At 67.8% G+C, this 24,499-nt stretch carries 22 protein-coding genes, 1 pseudogene and 1 riboswitch; of the genes and pseudogenes, 7 read left to right on the top strand and 16 right to left on the bottom strand.

Features of this window, described 5'->3' with window-relative positions:
• Positions 1 to 154: 154 nt before the first annotated feature.
• The 3 genes from E1261_RS23745 to E1261_RS23735 all read right to left on the bottom strand — a co-directional run bounded on the left by E1261_RS23745 (position 155) and on the right by E1261_RS23735 (position 2,582).
• A complete protein-coding gene (locus E1261_RS23745) occupies positions 155 to 1,117 on the bottom strand; it encodes a DUF5926 family protein (RefSeq protein ID WP_132410028.1) in 963 nt (320 codons plus the stop codon).
• 46 nt (positions 1,118 to 1,163) lie between these two features.
• The gene (locus tag E1261_RS23740; protein ID WP_132410026.1) at positions 1,164 to 1,580 is read right to left on the bottom strand and encodes an ATP-binding protein; all 417 of its coding nucleotides are present in this window, start codon (positions 1,578 to 1,580) and stop codon (positions 1,164 to 1,166) included.
• 180 nt (positions 1,581 to 1,760) lie between these two features.
• On the bottom strand, positions 1,761 to 2,582 hold the full coding sequence (locus E1261_RS23735) for a glycerophosphodiester phosphodiesterase (protein WP_132410024.1): 822 nt from the start codon (positions 2,580 to 2,582) through the stop codon (positions 1,761 to 1,763).
• 43 nt (positions 2,583 to 2,625) lie between these two features.
• On the opposite strand from E1261_RS23735, the gene E1261_RS23730 reads away from it, so the two are divergent.
• The gene (locus E1261_RS23730; RefSeq protein ID WP_202874969.1) at positions 2,626 to 3,600 is read left to right on the top strand and encodes a zinc-binding alcohol dehydrogenase family protein; all 975 of its coding nucleotides are present in this window, start codon (positions 2,626 to 2,628) and stop codon (positions 3,598 to 3,600) included.
• Here the strand turns inward: E1261_RS23730 and E1261_RS23725 are convergent.
• Genes E1261_RS23725 through E1261_RS23705 form a run of 5 tightly spaced genes read right to left on the bottom strand, consistent with a single transcriptional unit; the run spans position 3,597 to position 8,046 of the window.
• On the bottom strand, positions 3,597 to 4,934 hold the full coding sequence (locus E1261_RS23725; protein ID WP_238176391.1) for an LLM class flavin-dependent oxidoreductase: 1,338 nt from the start codon (positions 4,932 to 4,934) through the stop codon (positions 3,597 to 3,599). The two genes, E1261_RS23730 and E1261_RS23725, sit on opposite strands and share 4 nt — an antisense overlap.
• Positions 4,931 to 5,644 (bottom strand): ABC transporter ATP-binding protein, encoded by a 714-nt coding sequence (locus E1261_RS23720; protein ID WP_132410022.1) that lies wholly within the window; start codon positions 5,642 to 5,644, stop codon positions 4,931 to 4,933. Before E1261_RS23720 ends, E1261_RS23725 begins: the two co-directional genes overlap by 4 nt.
• Entirely contained in the window at positions 5,620 to 6,456 is an 837-nt protein-coding gene (locus E1261_RS23715) for an ABC transporter permease (protein ID WP_132410020.1), read from the bottom strand. The genes E1261_RS23720 and E1261_RS23715 overlap by 25 nt, the downstream gene beginning before the upstream one ends.
• Positions 6,453 to 7,499 (bottom strand): ABC transporter substrate-binding protein, encoded by a 1,047-nt coding sequence (locus E1261_RS23710; protein ID WP_132410018.1) that lies wholly within the window; start codon positions 7,497 to 7,499, stop codon positions 6,453 to 6,455. Before E1261_RS23710 ends, E1261_RS23715 begins: the two co-directional genes overlap by 4 nt.
• Positions 7,492 to 8,046 (bottom strand): flavin reductase family protein, encoded by a 555-nt coding sequence (locus E1261_RS23705; protein ID WP_132410016.1) that lies wholly within the window; start codon positions 8,044 to 8,046, stop codon positions 7,492 to 7,494. Before E1261_RS23705 ends, E1261_RS23710 begins: the two co-directional genes overlap by 8 nt.
• A 253-nt stretch (positions 8,047 to 8,299) precedes the next feature.
• Here E1261_RS23705 and E1261_RS23700 point away from each other — a divergent pair, with 253 nt between their 5' ends.
• Together E1261_RS23700 and E1261_RS23695 are read left to right on the top strand one after the other, a co-directional pair.
• Entirely contained in the window at positions 8,300 to 8,782 is a 483-nt protein-coding gene (locus E1261_RS23700) for an RNA polymerase sigma factor (protein ID WP_238176390.1), read from the top strand.
• Complete coding sequence (locus E1261_RS23695) at positions 8,779 to 9,357, top strand: methylated-DNA--[protein]-cysteine S-methyltransferase (RefSeq protein WP_132410012.1); 579 nt, start codon at positions 8,779 to 8,781, stop codon at positions 9,355 to 9,357. Before E1261_RS23700 ends, E1261_RS23695 begins: the two co-directional genes overlap by 4 nt.
• An 87-nt stretch (positions 9,358 to 9,444) precedes the next feature.
• On the opposite strand, the gene E1261_RS23690 is transcribed toward E1261_RS23695, so the two are convergent.
• The 6 genes and pseudogenes from E1261_RS23690 to E1261_RS23665 all read right to left on the bottom strand — a co-directional run bounded on the left by E1261_RS23690 (position 9,445) and on the right by E1261_RS23665 (position 15,388).
• Positions 9,445 to 10,116, bottom strand: a complete 672-nt coding sequence (locus tag E1261_RS23690) for a class I SAM-dependent methyltransferase (RefSeq protein ID WP_132410010.1) — start codon at positions 10,114 to 10,116, stop codon at positions 9,445 to 9,447.
• Between the two features lie 50 nt (positions 10,117 to 10,166).
• On the bottom strand, positions 10,167 to 11,501 hold the full coding sequence (locus tag E1261_RS23685) for a purine-cytosine permease family protein (protein ID WP_132410008.1): 1,335 nt from the start codon (positions 11,499 to 11,501) through the stop codon (positions 10,167 to 10,169).
• Between the two features lie 106 nt (positions 11,502 to 11,607).
• Positions 11,608 to 11,729, bottom strand: a riboswitch (TPP riboswitch).
• Positions 11,730 to 11,750: 21 nt separating this feature from the next.
• Positions 11,751 to 12,251: pseudogene (locus E1261_RS23680) on the bottom strand (alpha/beta fold hydrolase); the annotation flags it as partial.
• 159 nt (positions 12,252 to 12,410) lie between these two features.
• Positions 12,411 to 13,241, bottom strand: coding sequence for a hypothetical protein (locus tag E1261_RS23675; protein WP_132410006.1), 831 nt, complete (start codon positions 13,239 to 13,241; stop codon positions 12,411 to 12,413).
• Positions 13,242 to 13,283: 42 nt separating this feature from the next.
• Entirely contained in the window at positions 13,284 to 14,141 is an 858-nt protein-coding gene (locus tag E1261_RS23670) for a DUF3152 domain-containing protein (RefSeq protein WP_132410004.1), read from the bottom strand.
• Positions 14,142 to 14,194: 53 nt separating this feature from the next.
• Positions 14,195 to 15,388 (bottom strand): ATP-binding protein, encoded by a 1,194-nt coding sequence (locus tag E1261_RS23665; RefSeq protein WP_132410002.1) that lies wholly within the window; start codon positions 15,386 to 15,388, stop codon positions 14,195 to 14,197.
• A 149-nt stretch (positions 15,389 to 15,537) separates the two neighbouring features.
• On the opposite strand from E1261_RS23665, the gene E1261_RS23660 reads away from it, so the two are divergent.
• The gene (locus E1261_RS23660; RefSeq protein WP_132410000.1) at positions 15,538 to 16,560 is read left to right on the top strand and encodes a GTP pyrophosphokinase; all 1,023 of its coding nucleotides are present in this window, start codon (positions 15,538 to 15,540) and stop codon (positions 16,558 to 16,560) included.
• Here the strand turns inward: E1261_RS23660 and E1261_RS23655 are convergent.
• Positions 16,547 to 17,956, bottom strand: coding sequence for an MFS transporter (locus tag E1261_RS23655; RefSeq protein WP_132409998.1), 1,410 nt, complete (start codon positions 17,954 to 17,956; stop codon positions 16,547 to 16,549). The two genes, E1261_RS23660 and E1261_RS23655, sit on opposite strands and share 14 nt — an antisense overlap.
• A gap of 153 nt (positions 17,957 to 18,109) precedes the next feature.
• Between E1261_RS23655 and E1261_RS23650 the strand changes: the two genes are divergently transcribed.
• The 3 genes from E1261_RS23650 (at position 18,110) to E1261_RS23640 (ending at position 23,509) form a co-directional block, all read left to right on the top strand.
• Positions 18,110 to 19,873, top strand: a complete 1,764-nt coding sequence (locus E1261_RS23650; RefSeq protein WP_132409996.1) for an ABC transporter transmembrane domain-containing protein — start codon at positions 18,110 to 18,112, stop codon at positions 19,871 to 19,873.
• Positions 19,870 to 21,648, top strand: coding sequence for an ABC transporter ATP-binding protein (locus tag E1261_RS23645; protein WP_132409994.1), 1,779 nt, complete (start codon positions 19,870 to 19,872; stop codon positions 21,646 to 21,648). The genes E1261_RS23650 and E1261_RS23645 overlap by 4 nt, the downstream gene beginning before the upstream one ends.
• A 67-nt stretch (positions 21,649 to 21,715) precedes the next feature.
• The gene (locus E1261_RS23640) at positions 21,716 to 23,509 is read left to right on the top strand and encodes a S9 family peptidase (RefSeq protein WP_202874967.1); all 1,794 of its coding nucleotides are present in this window, start codon (positions 21,716 to 21,718) and stop codon (positions 23,507 to 23,509) included.
• On the opposite strand, the gene E1261_RS23635 is transcribed toward E1261_RS23640, so the two are convergent.
• Entirely contained in the window at positions 23,472 to 24,395 is a 924-nt protein-coding gene (locus E1261_RS23635; protein WP_132410032.1) for a S66 peptidase family protein, read from the bottom strand. The two genes, E1261_RS23640 and E1261_RS23635, sit on opposite strands and share 38 nt — an antisense overlap.
• Positions 24,396 to 24,499: the final 104 nt, after the last annotated feature.

Raw genomic sequence — 24,499 nt, 5'->3', positions numbered from 1 at the left:
AGACAGCCACCATCCACGCGACTTACTGGGTGGTGGCGGTCCGCCCGGCACACTGAACCCACTCGGAGGCAATCAGCACACTGGGTTCAGTCGCGCGAGCGCACGGCCGCGGACGTTCGCGGCCGGCGCAGTCGGCGGGTGGGTTCAGTGTCGGCTAGCGGATGGTTAGTTGGCGGCTGGCTAGGCCGGCTCGGGCTGCTCGTTCTTCGGTGGTTAGGGGGGTGGTGGTGGCTAGCGCCTTCTCCAGGGCTGCGGCGAAGTCGGCGGCTGGTTTTTCCACGTCGGCGGCTTCGGTGCCGGTGGGGAGTTCCCAGACGGGGGCGAGGACGCCGAGGGCTCGGAAGGAGCCGATCAGGCGGCTGTCTTCGACGAGGGGGGACTGGCCGGCGGCGTGCAGGCGGGCCAGGGCGTCCAGGACGGTGTCTTCGGTGTGCGGGAGGACCCAGCGGAGGTAAATGCGGTCGCCGATCTGGGTCCAGTACGCCGCGTCGACGGATTCGAGGCGGACGGTCGGGGCGGCTGCGGCGTTGGCGCGCTCGAGGCCGGCTGCCACCTCACCGGTCGGGTCTTCGACGTTCTCGCCGACCCAGAAGTCGAAGCCCTCGTGCACCTTGACCTCGATCGGCTTCGAGGTGTCGATCAGGTCCTGCAGCCGAGGGCCGTCCTTCATCAGGTCGCCAACCTGGATCGGGTTGCCGGGCTCGGTGCTGAGGGCCGCGGTGATGGCGTGGCCGAGGTCGCGGGACGGGTCGCCGGAGGAGGCGTGTGTCTGCAGGCCGATCCAGATCGACTCGTCGTCGCGGACCAGGCCGGGCATCGCCATCGGGAGCAGCGTCACCAGGTTGACGGTCTTGCCCGACTCCTTCAGCACGACCTGCGCCGTACCAGCGGGGACGATCTCGCGGAACGCGATCAGGTCACACTCGGCCGGCAGCCCCTCGAACGGACGCACCACCCAGGTGTCCGCGGCGGCCGCGATCTCCTTGCCGTGGCACTGCTTGAACCGCTTGCCCGAACCGCAGGGGCATGGTTCCCGCGGACCGACGTCGACCAGGTCGGCCGGGTCGAGGGTGACGGTCGTCGTGTTCTTCGCGCGCTGCCGCGACTTCTTTCCCATGACCGCAGTCTTGCAGTCCGCACCACCGTACGGCGAACCCGCGGAGTCAGTTCGGGACGATCGCGTGCACGGTCCGGTGCGCGGTGCCGGTCCGGACGTCCCAGTGCGAGGTCAGTACGTCGACGATCGCGAGCCCGCGGCCGCCGATCGACTCCGGGTGGGTGTCGTCGATCCGCTGCGGCTCGGTCTCACCGCGACCGTCGGTGACCTCGACGTGAATCCCGGCCTGGTCGATCCACCAGGCCGCGCGCACCTCACCGGCCGGCAGCGCGGGCGCGTACCGGATGGCGTTGGAGAGCAGCTCCGAGAGCACGAGCGCGGCGTCGTCACACGCTGCGTCGGTCACCCGGTACCGCTTGAGGTATGCGGCCAGACGGCGCCGGGCATCCGCTACCGCGGACACTTCGTGCGGCAGTACGACGTCCACGACACTTACGTCGGCAGGCAGGGTCGCTGAGGACAAGCAGGGTCTCCTCGATGATCGGAACAGCCATCAGAGGTTCTGCCCACTTCCTGCCGTGGAAAACACCTGTCCGAATTCCGTTACACAGCTACCGCCTACATCACGGCGATTGTCAGGAAACTGTGATGAAAGCGACGGTATTTAACGTGACAATGACCGCCCGCATTCACAAAGACACAACTACGGACGTCCTATCTCTCGGCTCTCGTCCGACAACACGCGGAGTGCGGACTCCGGCCGGTCAGTGATGATCGCGTCCACCCCGATGTCCCGGCAGTGCCGGATGTCGGCGTCGGCATTCACCGTCCAGACATGCACCTGATGACCGTGCTTGTGCGCACGATCGACGTACTCCGGGTGTGCGCTGACGATCTCCAGACTCGGCCCGGCACACGAAACACCGGTTGGCAGCGAGCCGTCGCGGAAACGCAGTGGCACCCGGTCCATCAGCAACACCGTTCGGAGCCCTGGCGCGAGCACCCGCATTCGTCGCAGCGACAGCCAGGAGAAGCTCATCACCCGGACCGGCGACTCCGTTCCGATCTTCGGATGCGACCAGCCGTACCGCCCGAGCGCCTCGATCAGCCGCCGTTCCACCAGTCCGGCGTACCGAGTCGGGTGCTTGGTCTCGATCGCCAACTCAAGGGGCCGACCGGCGTCCCGGACGGTCGCCAGCAGCTTGTCCAGCGTCAGCACCGTGGACAGGTCCGGATCCGGCAACTCGGCTTCGTCGTCGAGGTCCGACCACGGGTTCTTCCACGAACCCCAGTCGAGCGCCTCCAGCTCCTGCAGGCTCATCGTGGACAGCACGCCACGGCCGCTCGACGTGCGTTCGATCCGGCGGTCGTGAACGCAGACCAGATGACCGTCCGCGGTCAGCCGGACGTCACATTCCAGACCGTCGGCCCCGGCGTCGATCGCTCGGCGGTACGCCGCGAGCGTGTGCTCAGGACTGGTCTCACTGGATCCACGGTGCGCCACCACGCTCGGGCGTTTCCCCATACGAGAACTCTGACACGACAAGTGCCAAGGCATGATGATCGCCATGGACATGCGTGCGATCGTGCTGGACCACCCGGTGGAACCAGAGGAATTACGAGTACGGCGGGTGCCGGTTCCCGAGCCGGATCCGGGCTGGGTCCGGATCAAGGTGGAGGCCTTCGGACTGAACCGCTCGGAGTACCACCTCCGGGCCGGCCTGGCGACCGGGGCGACCTTCCCGATCATCCCCGGGATCGAGGCGGTCGGCACCGTCGACGCCGCCCCGAACGGCGAGTTCGCCCCGGGCCAGCAGGTGGCCGCAATGATGGGCGGGATGGGCCGCCAGTACGACGGCGGCTACGCCGAGTACGTCGTCGTCCCCGCCTCCTCGATCGTCCCTATCAGCACCGACCTGGACTGGGCCACCCTCGGCGCACTCCCGGAGATGCTGCAGACCGCCCACGGCTCGTTGTTCACCGGCCTGGCGATCGAACCCGGCCAGAGCGTGCTGATCCGCGGCGGTACGTCGTCGGTCGGGGTGGCCGCGGCCGCGATCGCCAAGGAACACGGGCTGACCGTGTTCTCCACGACCCGGAATCCGGACCGCGTCGACGTGCTGAAACAACACGGTGTCGACCATCCGATCGTTGACGACGGCAACGTCGCGGCAAAGGTGCGGGAAATCCAGCCCGAAGGCGTCCAGGCCGCTCTCGAACTCGTCGGCACAAATACTCTTCCGGACACGTTGAAAGCCGTCGCCGTCCATGGCACCGCGTGTTTCACCGGAATGCTCAGCGACAACTGGTCGATCCCGGACTTCTACCCGATGGACTACCTTCCGAACGGCGTCCGGCTGACCGCCTACAGCGGGGAAAGCAACGACCTCCCCGCCGAGGCATTCCAGCGGTACTGCGACTTGGTGGCCGCCGGCAAACTCTCGATCCGGATCGACCGCGTCTTCACGATGGACGAGATCGGCGAAGCGCACCGGATCATGGCCGACGGCCACGCGGTCGGAAAGCTGGTGGTCCGGGTCTAACCGGTTGCCTCCTGCACCAAGACGGACCGGCCGGGCGGACGGGCCAGGCCGTAGTGGTCGCGCAACGTCGTCCCGGTGTACTCGGTGCGGAAGAGCCCGCGGGCCTGCAGGATCGGGATGACCTCGTCCACGAAGACCGTCAGCCCGGACGGGAGCACCGGCGGCATGATGTTGAAGCCGTCGGCCGCTCCGGCCGCGAACCACTGCTCAATCGCGTCCGCCACCTGGTCCGGCGTACCGGTGAAGGTGCGGTGGCCGCGACCGCCACCCAGGCGGCCGATCAGTTCGCGGACGGTCAGTTTCTCGCGGCGGGCCAGCGTGACGATCAGCGTGTAGCGGCTCTTCGCGCCCTCGATCTCGTCCTCATCCGGCAGCTCGTCCGGCAGTTGCTGGTCGAGCGGCAGGGCTTCCGGAGCGACTCGCAGCGTCTTGGCCAACTGCGCCCGCGCGTACTCCGGCCGGATCAGCTCATCGAGTTGCCGTTCCAGACGCTGCGCTTCCTCGACCGTCGACCCGATCACCGGCACGATCCCCGGCAGGATCTTGATCGTCCCCGGATCCCGCCCCAACGCCGCCGTACGGGCCTTCAGATCGCGGTAGAAGTCCTGCGCGTCCGCCAGCGTCTGCTGCGCGGTGAAGACGGCCTCGGCGTACCGCGCGGCCAGGCCCTTGCCATCCTCCGACGACCCGGCCTGCACGATCAGCGGGTGCCCCTGCGGCGACCGCGGCAGGTTCAGCGGGCCGCGGACCTGGAAGTGCCGGCCGACGTGATCGATCGGTACGACGCGGTCGTTGACCGCCCAGACGCCGGCCTCCTTGTCGGCGATCGCGGCGTCGTCCTGCCACGAGTCCCACAGCTTGTACGCGACCTCGAGGAACTCCGCCGCCCGGTCGTACCGCTCCGCATGAGCCGGCTGATCGGCGAGGTTGAAGTTCTTCGCCGCGTCCGGACCCGCCGTGGTCACGACGTTCCAGCCGGCCCGCCCATGGCTGACGTGATCGACGCTGGCGAACCGCCGAGCCAGATTGAACGGATCGTTGTACGTCGTCGACGCGGTAGCGATCAGCCCGATCCGCGACGTGGCCGCGGCGATCGCCGTCAGCAGCACGGTCGGTTCCAGCGAACCCGCCGGACGCCGGCCGACCTCCCCGAACAACGCCGGCGAATCCGCGAAGAACACCGAGTCGAACAATCCACGCTCGGCGATCCGCGCCAGCTCCAGGTAGTGCTCGATAGTCGTGTTCGCGAACGGGTTACTCTCCGGCAACCGCCACGACGCCTCGTGATGCCCGGTGCTCATCAGGAACGCATTCAGATGCAAGTGCTTACTCACAACGAAACCCCCAATGCATCAAGGAGCCGTGACCGCACCGCGGCGAACTCCGGATCCGCCGAACTCCGCACGGAACCCAACGAGATGATCTCTCCGGCAACCAACCGCCCTGCGTCGAGGACGATCACCCGGTCAGCCAGCACGATCGCCTCGTCGACGTCATGCGTCACCAGCAACACGGCCGGCTGATGCGCCGCACACAGCTTCCGCAGCAGCACGTGCATCTTCAACCGGGTCAGCGCATCCAGCGCCCCGAACGGCTCATCGGCCAGCAACAGCTCGGGTTCCCGCACCAGCGACCGAGCCAATGCGACCCGCTGCTGCTCACCACCCGAAAGCTCATTGGGCCAAGCGTCCTCGCGACCCGCAAGCCCAACCTCGGCCAGGCTCTCGCGCCCACGCTCCTCAGAACCGCGTAACCCGAGCACGACATTGTCCAGAACCTTTGCCCACGGCAACAACCGTGAATCCTGGAAGACGACCGACACCTGCCCCGGTACGGCGATCTCCCCGGAACCGTCGACCGACGGATCGAGACCGGCGAGCGCGCGCAGCAACGTGCTCTTCCCGGAACCGCTCTTCCCCAGCAGGGCAACGAATTCCCCGGGCGCGATGTCCAGATCGACACCGTCCAGTACGGCGCGATCGTCGTACCGGCGAACCAGATCGCGAACCCGGACAGTGGTTACGAGGCCAGCGTACGGCGCCATGTCAGGGCCCTCCTCTGAATCAAGCGGACAGCCCCGTCGGAGAGCAGCCCGAGAATGCCGTACAGAACCAGGCCGACGATGATGATGTCGGTCTGCCCGTACGTCCGGGCCAGCTCCATCATGTAGCCGATACCGCTGGTGGCGTTGATCTGCTCGACCACCACCAGCGACAGCCACGCTCCGGTCACGGCGAACCGCAGACCGAGCAGGAACCCGGGCAGCGCACCCGGCAGAACCACCCGGCGGATGAACTCGCGCTGCGACAATCCGACGGTCTGCGCGAGTTCGACGTACCGGCTGTCGATGGTGCGGAGGCCGTTGTGGGTGTGGATGTAGATCGGCACGAAGACGCCCAGCAGGATCGTCACGACCTTCATCGACTCCCCGATCCCCAGCCACAGAATCAGCAGCGGGAGCAGGGCGAGGGACGGGATCGCGCGCTTGATCTGGATCGGTCCGTCGAGAATCGCCTCGCCGAGCCGGGACAGTCCGGAGATCAGCGCCAGTACGACGCCCAGCACGATTCCGAGGCCGAGTCCGACCAGGGCGCGTTGCGACGACGTCCACAGGTTCGACTGCAGACGGCCGTCGGAAATCAGCTCACCGGCGGTCGTGACGACCGTCCACGGCGCCGACAGCACGCGCTGATCGATCCAGCCGGTGGCCGAGCCGACGCTCCACACGGCGAGCAGCAGAACCGGTCCGATCGCGGCCCCGAACTTGATCGGCTTCCCCGGTCCGAGCCGGCGGCGCCGTACAACTGGTGCGGTCCGGGGGGCGGTCCGCAACCCGGGCAGGCTGGTGACTGTCATTTCGCCGCACCTGCCTTGATAGCGTCCGCCGCGACGGCCTGGAACCGCAGGTCGTAGAGGTCCTTGGCCTGGATCACCGGGTTCTTGGTCTCCGCGGCCAGCAACTCGATCGTCTCCTGGTTCCGGGTGATCGCGTCGCTCCAGTCGGCCGTGATCTCCGGGCGGCCGGCGTTGTCCACGAGCCATTGCCCGTCGGCCTCGGTGAGCCCCTGGTCCTTCACGTAGTACCCGGCGATCCATTCCTTCGGGTGCTTGTCGATCCAGTCCTGCGCCACCCCCCACGCGGCGACGTACGCACGGATCGCGGCCGCCTTGGCGGGATCCTCGAGCGACTCGACCGGCCCGTACAGGTGCCCAGCATCATCCCGGATCCCGTGCTGAAGGGTCGTCGCGCCGTCCTTGCCGTACTTGGTCTGATACCGCTTGATCTGTACGCCGCCGATCGGCGCAACGTCAACTTGCTTACCTGCAAGGGCGTTCACATAAACGTCACCCGTGCTCGGCAGCTCGATCAGCTTCACGTCGTCCTTGGTCAGCCCGGCCTTCTTCAGCACCTTGAGGATCAGCGCACCCTGCGCCTGCCCCGGACTGAACGCGATCGACTTCCCGCGCAGATCAGCGAGTGTCTTCACGTTGACGCCGGGTGCGATGCCGAGCTCGTAGATCGGGTGGTTGATCGCGTCCTGACGGAACTTCGAGGCGACGATCTTCACCTTCAACCCGGTCCAGGTCGCGTGGATCGCCGGGATCTCGGCCACCGAACCGAGGTCGAGGGCGTGCGCCCGGAACGCCTCGGTGGTCTGCGGACCGCCGCTCAGGTTGGCGAACTCGACGTACTTCGACACCTTGTCGAACTGGCCGGACAGTTTGAACGCGACCTGAGTGGCCGGGTCGCCGACGACGATCTTCGCGCCGTCCGGGACGGTCGTCGGCAGCGGTGCGTCCAGCGCGAGTTTCGCGCCACCGCCCGCCTGCGCCGCGCCGCTGCAGCCACTCACGACGAGCAGCGCGGCCAGAGCGAAGTACTTGAATGACTTAGACATGGTGAACCCTTGGGGTGGCGGTGGCGTAACGGCCGTCGTGGTAGAGCAACGGCTCGTGCTCACGGCGTTCGGTATGGGTGATCAGGCGGGCGACGACCAGGTAGTGGTCGCCGACGGCGAAGCGGTGTTCGACGTGCGCACGCAGGACGCTCGGCGCCTCGTCGAGCACGGGCTCCCCGGTGTGCAGGCGGGACCAGCGGGTCGGCGCCGCGAAGCGGTCGATGCCGCTGGTGGCGAAGCGGCCGGCGATGGCCTGCTGGTCGTCGGACAGGAAGTTGATCGCGAGGGACTCGGTGCGACTGACGGTCGGCCAGCTGGACGCCTTGGTGTCGATCGCGAACGAGACCAGCGGCGGCAGCAGGCTCACCGAGACCAGTGAGGTGGCGGTGAAGCCGACCGGGCCGTGCCCGGCGTCGGCGGTGATCACCACGACGCCGGCGGCGTGGCGACGGAAGACGTTCCGGTAGACGTCGGCGTCGACGATCCGCTCCTCGGAACGGTCCGGAACCAGTGACAGGGCAGGGCGGTGCACAGCAGGGACAGACATGGGTCTCCCTCGAACAAGGGGGCACGCAGAAAAGATCAGGGTGATGGCGCAGGCAGAACAGGGGTCACCGACAGGTGGCGCTCGCCGTCCGCAGCAGATCGATGACGCGACGGCGGGTGAGCAAGGTCGTCGTCATGTCAGCAATCTTCGCATCAATGTCTACTGGAGAACTGCACAATCTCGCGATACGGGACGCCGGTCTCGGCCAGGGCTGCCCTCACACTCTGGGAGGCTGCTGCGTTTAATGGGCATGGTGACTGTCGGACTGCCGCCGTTCCAGGCGCTCGTCGACGCGCACTGGCGGGACGTGGCCCGCCTGGCCCGCGCGTTGGCCGGGCCCGTGGACGGCGACGACGTGGCGCAACGCGCATGGGAGAAGGCGTTCGCTGCCTATCCGGGGCTGACCTCGGCGAAGAACCTGCGCAGCTGGCTGCTCACCATCACCGCCCGGTGCGCGACCGACGTCCACCGGGCCCGCCGGCCGCAACGGCCGCTCGACGACGCACCGCCGATCGCGGTCGACGGCCCGGACGCCGCCGACTGGCCGGATCCCGACCTGTGGCAGGCGGTCAACGGGCTGCCCGAGCGGCAGCGGTACGCGATCACCCTCAAGTACGTCGGCGACCTGGACCACCACGGCGTGGCCGCCGCCCTGGACACCACCCCCGCAGCCTCGCGCCGACTCGTCAGCGACGCTCTCGCGACCCTGCGCCGTACCCTCGGAGTCACATCATGAACTCACTGGAGGACCGGCTCACCCGGTTCAGCACATCCGACCTCAAACCACCTGTCCTGCCGGACGCGGACGTCGCCTATACCCTGCACGACACCCCGATCGGCACCATGCTGCTGGCGGTCGCGCACGGCCGGGTGGTGGCGAGTTCGTTCGGCGACGAGGAGACGATCACCGGGCGACTGGCTCGCGCCGTGTCGCCTCGGGTCCTCCGCCAGCCGCGCGCGCTGGACGTCGTACGGCGGGAGTTGGACGAATACCTCACCGGGAAACGCCAGGAATTCACTGTGCAGGTCGATCTCGCACTTGCGACACCGTTCCAGCAATTGGTTCTCGCCGACCTTCGCAACCACACCAGCTACGGACACACCAAGACCTATGGACAGCTCGCCGGGGAGATCGACCGGCCCAAGGCAGCCAGAGCCGTCGGTACGGCGCTCGGCGCGAATCCCGTGTGTGTCCTGCTGCCGTGCCACCGGGTGATCGGCGCGAGTGGCGCGCTGACCGGGTACGCGGGCGGGCTCGAGGCCAAGCGTTATCTGTTGAATCTTGAAAAGAAAAGAATCATTTCCCCGTAGCCGCGGGAATGTCTTTACCGTTGAACCGATCAGGAGCAGGTCCCCAATGTGGAGTGGGGATCTGCTCCTATTCTTTCGGGGTGCGTTTCAGGCGTGGATCTCGAGGATCAGCCGGCGCCGGCCGCCCCACTCACGCTTGTAGACCTTGTAGTTGTCGATCCCGGCGGCGGCGCAGAGCCGGCCGTAGCTGATTTCGTCGTGGATGTAGTGCACGCTGCTCAGACCGTCGGCGTGCTCGGTGGTGACGATCCGGTGCTCCGGTCCCTGCCGCATCCCCAGCGCGATCTCGCCGGCCGTGGCCGGTCCCCAGGACGGGCCCTCGATGATCGCGATCCCGCCCGGCTTCAGCACCCGGGAGATCTCGCAGATCGTCGAGATCTGCTCGTCCTCGGCGAACAGCTCGTGGAACGCGGTCCACAGGCAGATCACCGCGTCGAACGAATCCCACGCGTACGGCAGATCGGTCATCGAACCGATCGCCCAGTCGATCGCCAGCTCCTCCTCGGCGGCCCGGATCCGGCCGGCTTCGACCAGGTTCGGTGAGATGTCGAGGGCGCGCACGGTCTTCCCGGCCCGCCGGAGCGGGAGCGAGATCCGGCCGTAGCCACAGCACAGATCGAGAACCGAGTCGCGGCCGTCCAGTAGTTCTTCGACGGCCTTCACGATGTCTGCGTCCCGCTCGGGCGAAGTCCGCGCAGCCAGACCGTCGACGCCGAGTTCGGCGTACTCGGCCCGGCTACGCAGTGCGGAGTTGAGCATGGGCGCAAGTATCCCGCGTGCCGCCGGTCAGTTGTCCACCGGTCCGCGGGTCACGATCCGGCCGCGACCGTATCCTTGCGCCCGATCCGGCCCAGAACCACGGCGGCGAGCATCGAGACGACAATGCTCGTGTACGTCGCTCCCAGCCAGCCCGGTACTGCGTTGCCGCCGAAGACCTTGCCCTGGACATCGACCCAGAGCTCCGACCAGCCGGCGACTGTCCCCGGGTTGACGAGCTGGTAGGCGACGAACCCGATCAGCCACGCGACCGCGGGCTGCCAGCGGAACTTCGCCGTACCGGAGACGTCCCAGTTCATCTTGCTCACCAGGAAGAAGTCGGCGATCGCGACCGCGAACAGCGGGATGAAGACCGAGCCGATCAGGTAGAGGAACTGCGTGTAGTTGCCCAGGTCAACCATCAGCGCGAGGCCGGTGGCGAGGACGCCGATCCCGATCGAGATCCAGCGCCGATCGACGTGACCGATCAGGTTGTGGGCGGCCATCGTGGTCGAGTAGACGTTCGCGTAGGCCTCGTCGACCTCGTCCACCAGCAGCACGAACAACGCGATCGCGCCGGCCGGCAGCGTGACGAGCGCGGTGATCACGCCTTCGCTGTCGGTCTGCAGAGTCGCGACCGCGAAGACACCCAGGGCGTAGTACAGGATCGCGGCCAGGCCGTAGCCGAGCGACGAACCAGCGAAGGCTGCCTTGTTGCTCCGTGAGTGCCGGGTGTAGTCCGCGGCCAGCGGCGCGAAGGAGACGACACCCGCGGCGGCCAGGTCGACACCGGGCCAGAAGCCGAAGACGCCGTCCTGCGGCAGATCCTGCACCGGCTTGCTGAGCACCTGGACGAAAAGGTAGACCGAGGCAATCAATACCAGCCAGACCATGAACTTCCGCAGGACCTTCACGCTGCCCAGCGGCCGGACCGCCATCGTGGTGGCGATGATGCCGGCCAGTACGACGAACAGCCAGCGCCAGCGTTCACTCGTCACCGCGACCGCGGCCTGCGAGATCACGATGATCTCCATCGTCGCCCAGCCGATGTTCTGCGCGATGTTCAGCACGGTCGGCGCCATCGAGCCGCGACGACCGAAAATGCCGCGCAGACAGGCCATGGCCGGTGCACCGGTGTGCGAACCGAAGACGGCCGCGCCGCCCAGGACGAGCGCTCCGATCCCGCACCCGACGACCACCGCGAGCAGGCCCTGCCACAGAGAGCCTGTGTACGCCGCGACCAGCGCACCGGTCACCGGGCCGAACAGGGAGATGCCGAGGTTGCCCCAGAGCGTGAACTGGTCGAAAAACCCGAGCGTCCTGGGCGCATCCGTCGTGAGTGTCAGCGGAGCTTCAGTGGAAGCAGGGCGAACTGCAGTGCCTGTCATCGGGCGCCCCGGACTGGACTGAGGAGCGCAGGGAGCGCAGCGACTGGAGTGACGAGGGAAGGACGGGGATTAGAGCCCGATGGCCGCCGCGCCGGAGGCGTGGCAATTTGTTCTGTCATCGCTATCCCTACGCCGGCATTACCCGGTCAGGTTCAGGCGGTCGGCGACCCGGATTGTCTAGTCGCCCTCTCAGCCCGCATGTCGGTGCGAGCTCCCGCAGAGGTTTGCTACCGCGTCAACGATAACGCCTCAGTCAGTCGGCCGCGCGGCGGCTGCTCGGTGGATGAGCGCGGCCACCTCCGGGCCGTTGGTCAGCACCGGCATGTGTGACCCAGTGGACAGCGTCCGCGACTCACCGTGGCTCAGCTCGGCCAGGCGGTCGGCCCAGTCGGCTGGTGACAGATGGTCATGGCGGCAGCGGATGATCACGACCGGCGCCTGGACTCTGCTGATCACACCGGCCAGGTCGTGCCGTCTGCAGGCGGCAGCCGCCCGGGCGATGGTAGAGAACGTCGTACGGGCGTACTGCGGTGCCAGGACCGGGATCAGCCGTGGGGACTCCGGTGCGGCCGACTCCAGCCAGCGCATCCCCAGGTCGAGCCAGCTCGCGGACTTGGTGTCACCACTCGGAGCGATCAGGACCAGCGCGTGCACCAGCTCGGGGTGGGCGGCCGCCAGCTCGGCCACGATCTGGGCGCCGGCCGAGTGCCCGACGAACACCGACCGCTCCCGGACCTTCTGCTCCAGGCGGGCAGCGAGAGCCTCGGGGGTGCAGGTCGTCGCGGGCGTCGGCCGGTTCGCCGTACCCGGGGAGTGTGACGACTCGGTACGGCATCGAGAGGTGCTCGACGGTCGGTGCGTACGACTCCGGCCCGAGGCCGAGGCCCGGGACCAGGACTACCGGTGCGCTCACTCCCAGGGCGGACGGCCGGGCGCGGCCCGAACCACGGTGTCGAGGTCCGGCTTGAGTTCGCGGTAGCCGAGGAACAGCCCGGTCGCGAGGATCAGCAGACCGAAACCACCCCAGGCATACGCCGTCGGCAGCCGCTCCAGGGTGGCGTCGACAGCTCCGAGACCAGTCGACAGCACCATCCCTGCCCAGATGAGCAGGGGGACCAGTGAGACGGCCACCAGCACGCCACCGACGATCTCGATGGCCTCAGGCTGGCGGGCGGCCTTACGGCGAGCCAGCACGTCTCTCGCCCACAGCACTAGCGCCGCAGCGCCGACCAGAACGATCAGCAGCTGGCCGAGCGCGTCAATCACGTCGGTGCGCAGCGGGTGGTTGAGCGGTGAGCCCGGTGCCTGGGTGATCTCCCGGATCGAGACCCGCTGGACCGTCACCACCATCAGCCCGTAGATCGCCGCGATCAGCGTGGCCAGCAGCAGCACCTTGGCCGCCCGCGGATCACGGCCCTCGAACGGCTCCTTACGCCCGTACGTCGGGAACGCCTCCGGATGCGGATCCACCGGAGCGCCGTACGGGTGCCCTGGTCGGTAGCTCGGGGGCTGCGCGGGGTCGGTGGGCGGACCGCCGTACTGACCCGGTTGCGAACCGTAGGGCTGTGCAGGCGCGTAGGGGGCAGGCGGCAGTGGCTGACCACCGTCGGCATACGTGGGGCCGCCGTACGGGGTGGGCGGAGCGATGTACTGCTCCTCGCCGCGCTGCTCCTCGTTGGGGCGCTCCTTGTTGGGGCGCTCCGGCTCACGTCCGTACGTCGGGAAGTCCTGTGACGACATCGCTGCTCCCTCCCTGGGGACTCAGCTTCTCACGGGACGTGGTCAGGTGGCTTTGATCGTCGGCCACGCGTTCGGCCGGCAGCCGCCGAGTCCCTTGGTCTGCTGCATCATCACCGGCGCGGGTGCCTTCGGCTGCGCGCAGGTCGAGTGCCCGTGCCCGAGCGCGTGCCCGACCTCGTGATTGACCAGGTAGTTGCGGTACAGCGCCACATCCCCGCCGTACGCCGGAACTGCGTACATCCACCGTTTGGCGTTCAGCACGACCCGGTCCTCGACCCGGCACGACACCTCACCACCGGTGTCGAGCGGCAGACACAGCTTGTCGGTCAGCGTCGGCGTCGCCACGATGATCCGCAGGTCCACGTCAGCGGCGTCCGTCCGCTCGAAGCTGACCGGATGCACCGCCTCCCAGCCGCGCGCGTCGGTCAGCGTCTTGTGAATACTCGCCGCCACGGCAACCGGATTCACCGACAGCCCCTGCTCGATCTCCACCCGGTAGGTCAGCCTGTCCCGCACCCCGCTGGCCTTGTCCGACCCCGGCACAACACTGAGCTTCCCACTCGACACCGTCACATTCGGCTTGGCGCCCTTCGGCTGCCGAGTCAACGTAGGTGCCGGCCGCAACGGCGTCGTCAGATGCACCGAAGGAGTAGGAGTAGTCACCACCACCGGAGTCGGCACAACCACCACCGGCTCCTGCTGCGCGACCGGAGTACCTGCCCCCGCAACAACCTCAGCCGCCAGACTCCGCCGCCCGGTCACATCCGGATGCACCACCATCACAGTCCCCAGCACCGCCAACGCAGTCACCGAGAACCACTGCATCCGATGCGACTTACGCCGACTGTGCCGCCCACGCGCAGACAACCCAGCACGCTGGCCAGTCCGCCCGGTGGTCATGCCGATTCACCCTACAGACTCCCACCCTCTGCACAAAAGGGCAGCCCGAAGAGTCAGGCGGTGCGGGTGCGGAGGAACTTGCCGAAGTGGGGGACGGTGAAGGCTACGGTGCCTCGTTCGGCGGAGAAGACTAGGCCTTTTTTGATGAGGCCGTCTCGGGCTGGGGAGAGGGACTGGGGTTTGCGGTTGAGGGTGGTGGCGACCTCGGCGGTGGGAACCGAGCCGTCGTCGGCGGCTATGCCTAGCTCGGCCATGGCGCGCATGTACTCGCGTTCGGCTGGGGTCGCGCGTTCGTAGCGGGAGCCGAAGAAGCCGACGGTGAGTTCGGCGGAGGCTTCGGGGGCGGCTACGGCTACGTCTTTGATGGTGATGGGTGAGGTGGGGGCGTGGTCCCAGGTGGCGTGGGCGAAGGCTTGGACGAAGTACGGGTAGCCGTCGGTCTGGGCGTAGAGCTCGTCCAGGGCCTCTGCGTCGTACTCCACGCCTTCGCTCCCGGCGGGGATCATCAGAGCGCGGTCGCAGGCTTCGCGGGCGAGGCGGTCGACGCGGACGTAGCGGAAGAGGCGCTCGGAGTAGGACTTGCTGGCGGACAGTACGGCGGGCAAGTGCGGAAGGCCGGCCCCGACCACGACCATGGGTGCGCTCTGCTGAGAGATCTCGTGGCAGGCGGCGCACAGCGCGGACAGGTCGTCGGCGCTGATGTCCTGCATCTCGTCGATGAACAGTCCGACCCCAACGGACAGATCGCCGGCCAGATCCGCCGCATCGGTGAACAGCTCGATCAGGTCCATCTCCAGGTCACCGGAGTCCGCCCGGCCCTTCGCCGCGGCCACATCCACCGGCGGGTGCCACCGGATGCCCTTCCGGTCGTTCACATCGGTCCGCAGCGCGAACGCCTTCAGTACGGCGCTGAACTGGTCGACGCGATCGTCATCCCGGTGCCGGTGCCCCAGCTCGCGCATCGCGGTGTGCAGCGCCTGCGCAACCGGCAGCCGAATGCTCTGATCCGGCCGAGCCTCGATCTTCCCCGTACCCCAGGCCCGCTTAATCGCCTGACTGCGCAGCGTATTGAGCAGCACCGTCTTACCGACCCCACGAAGCCCACTCAGCACCAGACTCCGCTCCGGCCTGCCCGCCGCGACCCGCTCGAGCACCACCTCGAACTGCCGCACCTCGGTGTCGCGTCCGGCCAGCTCAGGCGGCCGCTGACCGGCGCCGGGCGCATAGGGATTCCGGATCGGATCCATGCTGTCACTGTATGCGGCCGTCTAGCGTTTTCCGTAGATTGACCAATCAACAACGAGAGCGTGTCGCGACCACTCTCTACAGCTTTCTAGCAGAAACAGTAGACATCGATAGACACCCGCAGCGACCCGAAGAGCACTATCGTTCCCGCATGGTTGGGCGGGTGGAGTGGGCGGTGCAGGCTGCGGCTTTGTATGAGCGGGTGCACCAGCAGTACGTCGGGGGTGCGCGGAAGCTGGAGTCACTGATCAATGAGTTGATCGGTGAGGAAGAGGGCATCAACTATCTGACGGCTACTGCTCGGGCCAAGGATCCGGAGTCGTTTCTGGCGAAGGCGGCCAAGGCTCATCCGGATGATCCGAACCGGCCGAAGTACGACGATCCGTTGGGGCAGATCACCGACCTGGTCGCGGCCCGGGTGATCACGTTCCTGGTGGAGGCGGTGGACCGGGTGTGTGAGGTGATCGAGGAGGAGTTCGAGGTCGTCGAGCACACCGACATGGGGGCGCACACCCGCGCGCAGGGGGTGTTCGGTTATGCCAGCAAGCACTTCCTGGTCCGGCTGAACGCGCATCGGCGCGAGCTGCCGGAGTACGCCGTACTGAAGAACCTGACGATGGAGATCCAGGTCCGGACCGCGGTTCAGCACGCGTGGGCCGAGTTCGAGCACGACATCCGGTACAAGCTGGACATCCCGCCGAACCGCAAGCCGGAGTTCGACCGGAGGTTCCTGCTGGCGGCCGCGTTGATGGAGCTGGCCGACAACGAGTTCACCGAGATCGACCGGCTCTACCGCGAGCTGGCGGCAGCCGAACCGGACAAGCAGCCGCGCGACCTCAACCCGGCCACGCTGACGACTTACCTGACCCGTCGCTACCCCGAGGCGCCGCACGCCAAAACGACCCACTACGCGTGGATTCTGAGCATCCTGGCGCGGATGGGCGTCACCACCGAGGAGGAGCTCACCGAACTGCTCACCGACATCGACAGCCTCGCCGTACAAGCCGCGATGAACCACAAATACCCGGCCGGCACCGTACGGCGGTTGGACGACGACCTGCTCGCGGCCCGCGGGGCGGCGTACCTGGACCTGTTCCCGGGCGAGGAGCGGCGGCAGACGATTCTCCGCGGTCGGCTGAAGGCACTCAACCGGGCTGGGATCACGGAAGCCTGAGTGCCTCTGCAGTACGGCGGGCCCAGGCACCTGTGGTGATCAGACCGAGTGTGAGCACCAGCAGCCCGCAGCCGACGATCAGGTACCAGTACAGGCGAGCGGCCGACACGAACCCGCTCTCCAGCGGTCCGACGAGTCGCGCCGACAGAACTGTGCCCGCGATCGCAACACCGAGCGATGCACCCACCTGCCGACTGGTGGAAGCAACAGCGGCCGCAACCCCAGCCTGCGCACGCGGCATGCCAGAAACGGCCGCATTGGTGATGGGTGCGTTCAGCATGCCGAAACCGATCCCGAAGACCAGATAGCCGACCGCCAACTCCACCACAGTCGTAGAACCGGTCAGCCGGGACAAGATCAACCCAGACGCGCCCAGCATCGTCCCGGCCACCACCAGCGGCAGCCGCGGCCCACGGTGCCCGACCAGCCAGCCAGAGATCGGTGCGAAGACCGCAGCCATCGCGGCCATCGGCAGCGTCAGCAACCCGGCATGCAAAGCGGAGTACCCACGCACCGACTGCAGATACAGCGAGTTGAGGAACAGAAAACCGGAGAGCGCAGCAAAACCGGCCACTGCGATCAGTGTGGCTCCGGAGAACGGCGCACTGCGGAAGAACCGTGGCTCCAGCAGCGGTTGCTCTCTGCGCTGCTCATAGAGCACCAGCGTCACCAGAGCGACCACCGTCAGTCCGAAGCACGCCAGGATCAGCGGTGAGGTCCACCCGGCCTCACGGCCCTCGATGATCCCGTAGACCAGCCCGCCCAGCAGCAGAACGACCAGCACCTGCCCCACCGGATCGATCCGCCGCGGTACCAGCGACCGCGATTCCGGCACGAACAGCGCAGCCAGTACGACGGCCAGTAGCGTCACTGGCACGTTGATCCAGAAAATGAACCGCCACCCGACGCTGTCGACCAGTGCGCCACCCACCACCGGACCGACCGCCAGGCTGAGGCCGACGACACCACCCCAGACACCGATCGCCTGGGCACGCTCACGCGGGTCGGTGAACGTGTTGGTGATGATCGACATCGCCACCGGGTTCATCATCGAGCCACCGATCGCCTGGAGCATCCGGAACACGATCAGCAGCTCGACGGTCGGTGCGAACCCACACAGCAACGACCCGATGCCGAAAACCACCAGACCGGCCTGGAACGTCCGCCGCCGGCCGACCCGGTCCGCAGTGGAGCCGGCGACCATCAGCAGGCTGGCCAGCACCAGCGTGTAGGCGTCGATCGTCCACTGCAGCTCAGTGACCGAGGCACCCAGCTCGGCCCGGATCGCCGGCAGCGCCAGGTTCACGATGGTCGTGTCGAGTCCGACGACGAACAGGCTGCAGCAGCAGATCGCCAACACCAGGAGCCGCCGCCTGCGACTCAGCTCTTCATCCATTGGTCCCGAATCTACTCCGGTCCCCGCCGAGGGGTGGGAAAAGGGTTGGCGGACTGTCGGAGGCCCCACCTACGCTGGATGTATTCGCCTGGTCAGGTGCCTTCCTTACCCCTCTATGCCTACACCCGTCTAACGCTGTGTCTGTGGGACGTCATGTCTTTGCGCCTCATCCCGTTTGCCGACCCAGGTGTGCCAGACACCCGGTCCGGTCTCCGACTCATTCTCTGGCTCGAGCACCAGCAGCTCCGCGGTCAAGCGATCGCCGTCTTCTGGGGTTTGATCTTCTTCGGCGGTATCGCGGCCGCCCCGATCGCGGTCGGCCTGGCCGTGCAGGCCGTGATCGACCGCTCCTGGCCGAAGCTGATCCTCTCCGGCGTGCTGCTGCTCGTCTTCGGCGCGGCCAAAGCCGGAGCGGACTCGTTCTTCCACCGTGCGGTGGTCTCCAACTGGATCTGTACGGCGTCGCGCCTGCAGCAACTGCTGATGCGCAAGGCGTCGGAGCTGGGCTCGTTGCTCACCCGGCGGATCGCTGCTGGCGAGGTGGTGGCGGTGAGCAGCGGCGACGTCGAGAAGATCGGCTGGTTCGTCGAGGTGCTCGGCCGGTTCACGGCCGCCCTGCTGACGTCGTTCGCCGTGGTCATCGGCCTGCTGTTCTACGAGCCGCAGCTCGGTCTGGTGGTCGCCATCGCCGTTCCGGTGCTGGCGTTCTCGATCGTGCCGCTGATGGGCCCGGCAGAGCGCCGTGCCGATGCGCAGCGCGCCAAGGGCGGCCGTGCGACAGAGCTGGCTGCGGACACCGTGGCCGGTCTGCGCGTGCTGCGCGGTATCGGCGGTGAGCAGCTGTTCCTGGACCGCTACCGCGCGGCCTCACAGGAGTACCGCGCCAGCGCAGTCCGCAGCGCGCGGATGTGGTCGCTGATCGCCGCACTCCAGGTGCTGCTGTTCGGCCTGTTCCTGGTGCTGATCGTCTGGATGGGCGTGCGGATGGTGGCGTCCGGCCGGATCACGGTCGGTGAGCTCGTCACGACGTACGGGTTCATCACCTTCCTGCTGGTGCCGCTGCACACATTCGAGGAGACCGCGAGCGCGTTCATCTTCTCGAAGGTGTCCGCGAAGCGTGCTGCCCGCGTGCTGTCACTGCAGCGCACCGACGACACCATGGGTACGGCGGCCGCGCAGCTGCCCGACGGCGACCTGTACGACCCGGTCTCCGGGCTACTGGTGCCGGCCGGCTCGTTCACCGCAGTGGTGTCGGGCAATCCGGATGCGGGCGGTCTGCTGGCCGACCGTCTCGGTGGGCACAGCCCGACAGCCGAGCCGGACGAGGCGTCGGTGCAGCTGGGTGGTGTCGGCCTGGACGATCTGCCGCTGGATTCGGCGCGCACGGTCGCACTGGTGCAGGACAAGGACCCGGTGCTGCTGTCTGGCACGGTGCGCGAGCTGTTCGACGTACCGGCGAGTGGTGCGGTCTCCCCGGAGACAGCACTGGAGGCTGCACAGTGCGCCGACATCCTCGACGTACTGCGTCAGACTCTGCCGGCTGGTGAGACCGACGCGATGCAGGCGGTGCTGACTGAGCGCGGCCGTTCACTGTCCGGTGGGCAGCGGCAGCGCGTTGCACTCGCCAGGTCGCTGTACGTCGATCCGCAGGTGCTGGTGCTCGACGAGCCGACCAGTGCGGTCGACGCGCACACCGAGGCCCGGATCGCCGACGGACTGCGACTACTGCGAGCAGGGCGGACCACTGTGGTGTTCACGTCCAGCCCGCTGATGCTGGACCGCGCGGAGCGGGTGGTGTTCGTGCCGGACGGGCGCGTCGACGCCGTCGGCACGCACCACGAGCTGGTGCACACCAATCCGCGGTACCGCGCGGTCGTCACCCGTGAAGAAGAACCAACGCTCGAGGAGTCGTTGTGAGACCCCCTCTGTACGACCCGGCAGCCCCGCAGGAAGCGGCCCGGCTGCCGGTAGCAAGTCGCGCAACTGTGCGCGCCTATGTGAAGACACTGTTCCGCAGGCACCGCCGAGCATTCGCCTGGTTGACCCTGGTGAACGCAGTGGCGGCGCTGAGCGGCATGGTCGGGCCCTGGCTGCTCGGCACCGTGGTGGAGAAGCTGTCCCAGGGGCAGCAGGACGTTGACCTTCCCTATGTGGTGCTGGGCTTCACGATCGCGCTGCTGGTCCAGACGGTGTTCGTCCGGATGACCAGACTGCGTGGTGCGGTGCTCGGTGAGGAGATGCTCGCGGATCTGCGCGAGGACTTCCTGGTCCGCGCTGTCGGCCTGCCGCCTGGTGTGCTGGAGCGCGCCGGGACCGGTGACCTGCTGTCCCGGATCACCACCGACATCGATCGGCTCTCGCATGCCATGCGCGACGCCGTACCGCAGCTGACCATCGCTGTGCTGTGGGCCGGTCTGCTGATCGGCGCACTGATCGTCACTGCGCCGCCGCTGGCGGTGGCCGTGGTGATCGCCGCGCCGATCCTGATCATCGGCGGCCGGTGGTACTTCCGCCGGGCGCCGCAGGCGTACCGCTCGGAGGCGGCCGGGTACGCCGCGGTCGCCTCGGCGCTGGCCGAGACCGTGGACGCCGGCCGGACCGTCGAGTCGCACCGGCTCGGTACTCGCCGGATCGAGCTGGGTGACACCCGGATCGGTCAGTGGGTCGGCTGGGAGAAGTACACGCTCTATCTGCGGATGATCCTGTTCCCGGTGATCAACATGACGCACTCGGTCGCACTGGCCGCGGTGCTGGTGATCGGTGGCGGATTCGCGCTGCAGGGCTGGATCACCGTCGGTGCGCTCGTCACGAGCGCGCTGTACATCCAGATGCTGGTGGAGCCGGTCAACATGATGATCCGCTGGTACGACGAGCTCCAGGTGGCGCAGGTGTCGCTCGCCCGGCTGGTCGGGGTTCGCGAGGTCGAGACCGAGCAGTTCGGTGAGGAGCGCGAGCCGGAAGGCCGGACCGTGCTGGCCGACGAGGTCAGGTTCGGCTACCTGGAAGGGCGCGACGTGCTGCACGGCGTCACGCTGACCGTGCAGCCCGGAGCGCGGGTCGCGCTGGTGGGCCCGTCCGGTGCCGGTAAGTCGACACTGGGCCGCTTGCTGGCCGGCATCTACTCACCGCGGGTCGGTGACATCACCCTGGGTGGTGCTGCCCTCGACCGGATGTCGGCCGAGCAGGTCCGTAGTCATGTCGCACTGGTCAACCAGGAGCACCACGTGTTCGTCGGCAGTGTCCGCGACAACCTGCGGCTGGCTCGGACAGAGGCGACCGACGCGGACCTGTGGGCTGCACTGCGGTCGGTGGATGCCGACGGCTGGGTGGCTGGGTTCGACGACGGTCTGGACACCGAGGTGGGCTCCGGCGGCGTCACACTGACGCCGGCACAGGCTCAGCAGGTCGCACTGGCCCGGCTGGTGCTGGCCGACCCGCACACGCTGGTCCTGGACGAGGCGACCTCGTTGATGGACCCGCGGGCCGCTCGGCACCTGGAGCGCTCGCTCGCCGGTGTACTCGAGGGCCGGACCGTGGTGGCGATCGCGCACCGCTTGCACACCGCGCACGATGCGGATGTGATTGCGGTGGTGGAGGACGGCAGGATTGTGGAGCTGGGCGGTCACGACGAACTGGTCGATGCCCAAGGCCCCTATGCCGCGCTGTGGCACTCCTGGCACGGCGACCGCTGAATGGGTTGCAGCAAGTGGCAGACGCGATGTCTGCCACTTGCTACACCTCACGTGTCAGGATGAAAGTGTGCTGACTACGCTGTTATCGCTCCCGTCTTCGACAGCTCTCGATGTGAACGACGAGGGCGGGATGCTCGTCCTGTACGACGGGACCGGTGTCCGCCAGGTCAACGAGATCGCCCCGGACGGCAGCTGGCGCGCACTCACCGACCTCGGTGACAGCTGCCGGCACGCGCAGTTCGTCCCGGGCAGCCGGTCGGTGATCGTCGAACACGACAGCGGCGGCAACGAGCGCGGTCAGCTCTCGATCCTCGATCTCGACGAGCCCGGGCTGCCCACAATGACCCCGCTCGTGCACGACCTCGACTACCTGCACCACCTGATCGCCGCGAAGCCGGGCCGCGTGCTCTACACGACCAACCGGCGGAACCGGGTCGACTTCGACCTGATCGCCCGGGAGCTGGCCACCGGCGAGGACACCGTGCTGTACGACGGCGGCGGCTGGGTCATGGCTGTCAGTGCCTCGCCCGACGACCGCTGGGTAGTGCTGTGCGTCGCCAGCGCCCCTGCGAACTCCATACAGCTCCTGCTCGTCGAGACCGCCACACAGACGGTCACCGAGCTCACCCCCGCCGACGCACTGAACGACCAGGGCCAGGTGTCCTGGCTGCCCGACTCATCGGCCATCGTGGTCTCCAGCGACGCCGACCGCGACCGGAAGGCCTTGCGCCGCTACGACTTGAGCACTGCGGCCTGGAGCGACGTACTGGTCGACGATGCGCACGACCTGGCCTCATGGCTGTCGCCGGACGGTGAGCAGTTGCTGGTCGCAGTGGTCGACGACGGTGAGGTTGCACTCGCGGCGCACCGGCTGTCCGACGGGTCTGAGCTCGCCCGGCTGGACCTACCGGCCGGTGGCTGCACAGCGCTGGCCTTCGGGACGCCCGACCCGGTCTGGTCGCCGGATGGTTCGTTTGCCGCGTTCACCTACAGCTCTCCGATCACACCGCCGACGGTGTACCGGTATGTCCCGGCCAGTGGCGAAGTGATCGCCGTACCGGCGCCGGACATGCCTGAGGTGCCGAAGCTGACCATGCCGGAGAGTCTGCGGGTGCCGTCGTTCGACGGTGAGCAGGTGCCGGTTTTCGTCTTCCGGCCGACCGGACCGGATCTGGGATCGACCGTGCTGCACATCCACGGTGGGCCCGAGGGCGCGTCGATGCGCATCTGGCACCCGGTGATCGCCTCCCTGGCCGCCGAGGGGCACACCGTGATCGTGCCGAACGTGCGCGGCTCAGCGTGCTACGGCAAGCGCTGGTACTCGCTGGACGACCGCCAGCTGCGGCTGGACTCGGTGAAGGACCTGGCCGCGATCCACGCCTGGCTGCCGACGATCGGCGCCGACCAGAGCCGTGCGGTGCTCTGGGGCGGTTCGTACGGCGGATACATGGTGCTGGCCGGTCTGGCGTTCCAGCCGGAGCTGTGGGCGGCCGGCGTGGACATCGTCGGGATCGCCTCGCTGGTGACCTTCCTGGAGAACACGTCCGACTACCGCCGTGCGACGCGCGAGCGGGAGTACGGCTACCTCGCGACCGACCGGGAGTTCCTGGAGACCGCCAGCCCGCTCAGCCGGGTCGACGACATCCGGGCGCCGCTGTTCGTCATCCACGGGGCCAACGACCCGCGGGTGCCGCTGTCCGAGGCCGAGCAGATCACTGCGGCGCTGGAGCAGCGTGGCGTGGCGTGCGAGCTGGCCGTGTACCCGGACGAAGGACATGGGCTGGCCAAGCTGAAGAACCGGCTGGACGCGTACCCGAGGGCCTTCAGCTTCCTGCGGCAGCACCTGGCCACAGTGGAGTGAGTGTCGCGGCTGTCGCGTCCAGCCGGACCGGCAGCCCGAGCGGTACGGCGAGGTTCAGGTCCTCGTGGCCGACCGCAGCCCCCTCCACCATGGGGAGGCCGAGTGGCTCCAGGCGCTCCCGTACGACGTCTGCCGCGAGCCCCTGGTCGTCCGACCCACTGAAGTCGCCGACCACGATCCCGGTCACCTGATCGAACCAGCCGGACCGCAGGAGCTGGGTGAGCATCCGGTCGATGCGATAACCCTGCTCACTCACGTCTTCCAGTACGACGACGCCGGACGGTGCCGCGTAGGTCGGCGTACCGATGCTGCTGGCGAGCAATGCGAGGTTGCCCCCGCGCAGCACGCCTTCCGCGACACCTCCGATGAGAGTGCGTGCGCCGCGTGGTGCGAGCAGGTCGGTGACGCTCTCGGGCTCGAAGAGCAGGTCGTGCAGGCGGGAGCGACCTTCTACCACGCCCAACTGCTCGACTGCGGCCGCCATCGGACCATGGATGGTCACGAGCCCGCGAGCGTTCAGTGGTTCGTGCAGTGCGGTGATATCGCTGAAGCCGACGAACCACTTCGGTACGGCGGCCAGTTCGTCGAAGTCGACCGCCTCGAGCATCCGCTGCACGCCGTACCCGCCGCGTCCGCAGAAGACCGCAGCGAACCGGTCGTCGAGCCACGCGTCCCGGAAGTCGCCGGCCCGCGCCTTGTCCTCAGCAGCCAGATAGGCGAACCGCTCATGCCCGGCCAGCACCGACGGCATCACCTCGACCTCGAGCCCCCACCCCTTCAGGTACTCGGTACCGATCTCGAGCCGCTCCGCCCGCATCGCCCCGGACGGCGCCACCACCGCGATCCGGTCACCAACCTGCAGGGACCGCGGCACCACCACGTTCATCACGCGCAGACCTTATCCCGGCCCATTTGGATCACCAGGTGACCGTCAGGGGTGCTGATTTCGTGACGCCGTTGACGGTGACTGTCAGGGCGGTGGTGCCGGGG

It is taken from the genome of Kribbella albertanoniae (assembly GCF_004348455.1).
Lineage (GTDB): Bacteria > Actinomycetota > Actinomycetes > Propionibacteriales > Kribbellaceae > Kribbella > Kribbella albertanoniae.
Note: the sequence above shows the minus strand (reverse complement) of the source record. Positions and strands in the feature narration are given on the sequence as shown.

What these genes read in the sequence shown, in the direction of transcription:
- E1261_RS23745 (WP_132410028.1), bottom strand. Translation starts at nt 1,117, where the DNA reads ATGGGAAAGAAGTCGCGGCAGCGCGCGAAGAACACGACGACCGTCACC.
- E1261_RS23660 (WP_132410000.1), top strand. Translation starts at nt 15,538, where the DNA reads ATGGTTGGGCGGGTGGAGTGGGCGGTGCAGGCTGCGGCTTTGTATGAG.
- E1261_RS23695 (WP_132410012.1), top strand. Translation starts at nt 8,779, where the DNA reads ATGAACTCACTGGAGGACCGGCTCACCCGGTTCAGCACATCCGACCTC.
- E1261_RS23685 (WP_132410008.1), bottom strand. Translation starts at nt 11,501, where the DNA reads ATGACAGGCACTGCAGTTCGCCCTGCTTCCACTGAAGCTCCGCTGACA.
- E1261_RS23730 (WP_202874969.1), top strand. Translation starts at nt 2,626, where the DNA reads ATGGACATGCGTGCGATCGTGCTGGACCACCCGGTGGAACCAGAGGAA.
- E1261_RS23720 (WP_132410022.1), bottom strand. Translation starts at nt 5,644, where the DNA reads ATGGCGCCGTACGCTGGCCTCGTAACCACTGTCCGGGTTCGCGATCTG.
- E1261_RS23690 (WP_132410010.1), bottom strand. Translation starts at nt 10,116, where the DNA reads ATGCTCAACTCCGCACTGCGTAGCCGGGCCGAGTACGCCGAACTCGGC.
- E1261_RS23635 (WP_132410032.1), bottom strand. Translation starts at nt 24,395, where the DNA reads ATGAACGTGGTGGTGCCGCGGTCCCTGCAGGTTGGTGACCGGATCGCG.
- E1261_RS23705 (WP_132410016.1), bottom strand. Translation starts at nt 8,046, where the DNA reads ATGTCTGTCCCTGCTGTGCACCGCCCTGCCCTGTCACTGGTTCCGGAC.
- E1261_RS23670 (WP_132410004.1), bottom strand. Translation starts at nt 14,141, where the DNA reads ATGACCACCGGGCGGACTGGCCAGCGTGCTGGGTTGTCTGCGCGTGGG.
- E1261_RS23735 (WP_132410024.1), bottom strand. Translation starts at nt 2,582, where the DNA reads ATGGGGAAACGCCCGAGCGTGGTGGCGCACCGTGGATCCAGTGAGACC.
- E1261_RS23710 (WP_132410018.1), bottom strand. Translation starts at nt 7,499, where the DNA reads ATGTCTAAGTCATTCAAGTACTTCGCTCTGGCCGCGCTGCTCGTCGTG.
- E1261_RS23675 (WP_132410006.1), bottom strand. Translation starts at nt 13,241, where the DNA reads ATGTCGTCACAGGACTTCCCGACGTACGGACGTGAGCCGGAGCGCCCC.
- E1261_RS23655 (WP_132409998.1), bottom strand. Translation starts at nt 17,956, where the DNA reads ATGGATGAAGAGCTGAGTCGCAGGCGGCGGCTCCTGGTGTTGGCGATC.
- E1261_RS23665 (WP_132410002.1), bottom strand. Translation starts at nt 15,388, where the DNA reads ATGGATCCGATCCGGAATCCCTATGCGCCCGGCGCCGGTCAGCGGCCG.
- E1261_RS23650 (WP_132409996.1), top strand. Translation starts at nt 18,110, where the DNA reads ATGTCTTTGCGCCTCATCCCGTTTGCCGACCCAGGTGTGCCAGACACC.
- E1261_RS23715 (WP_132410020.1), bottom strand. Translation starts at nt 6,456, where the DNA reads ATGACAGTCACCAGCCTGCCCGGGTTGCGGACCGCCCCCCGGACCGCA.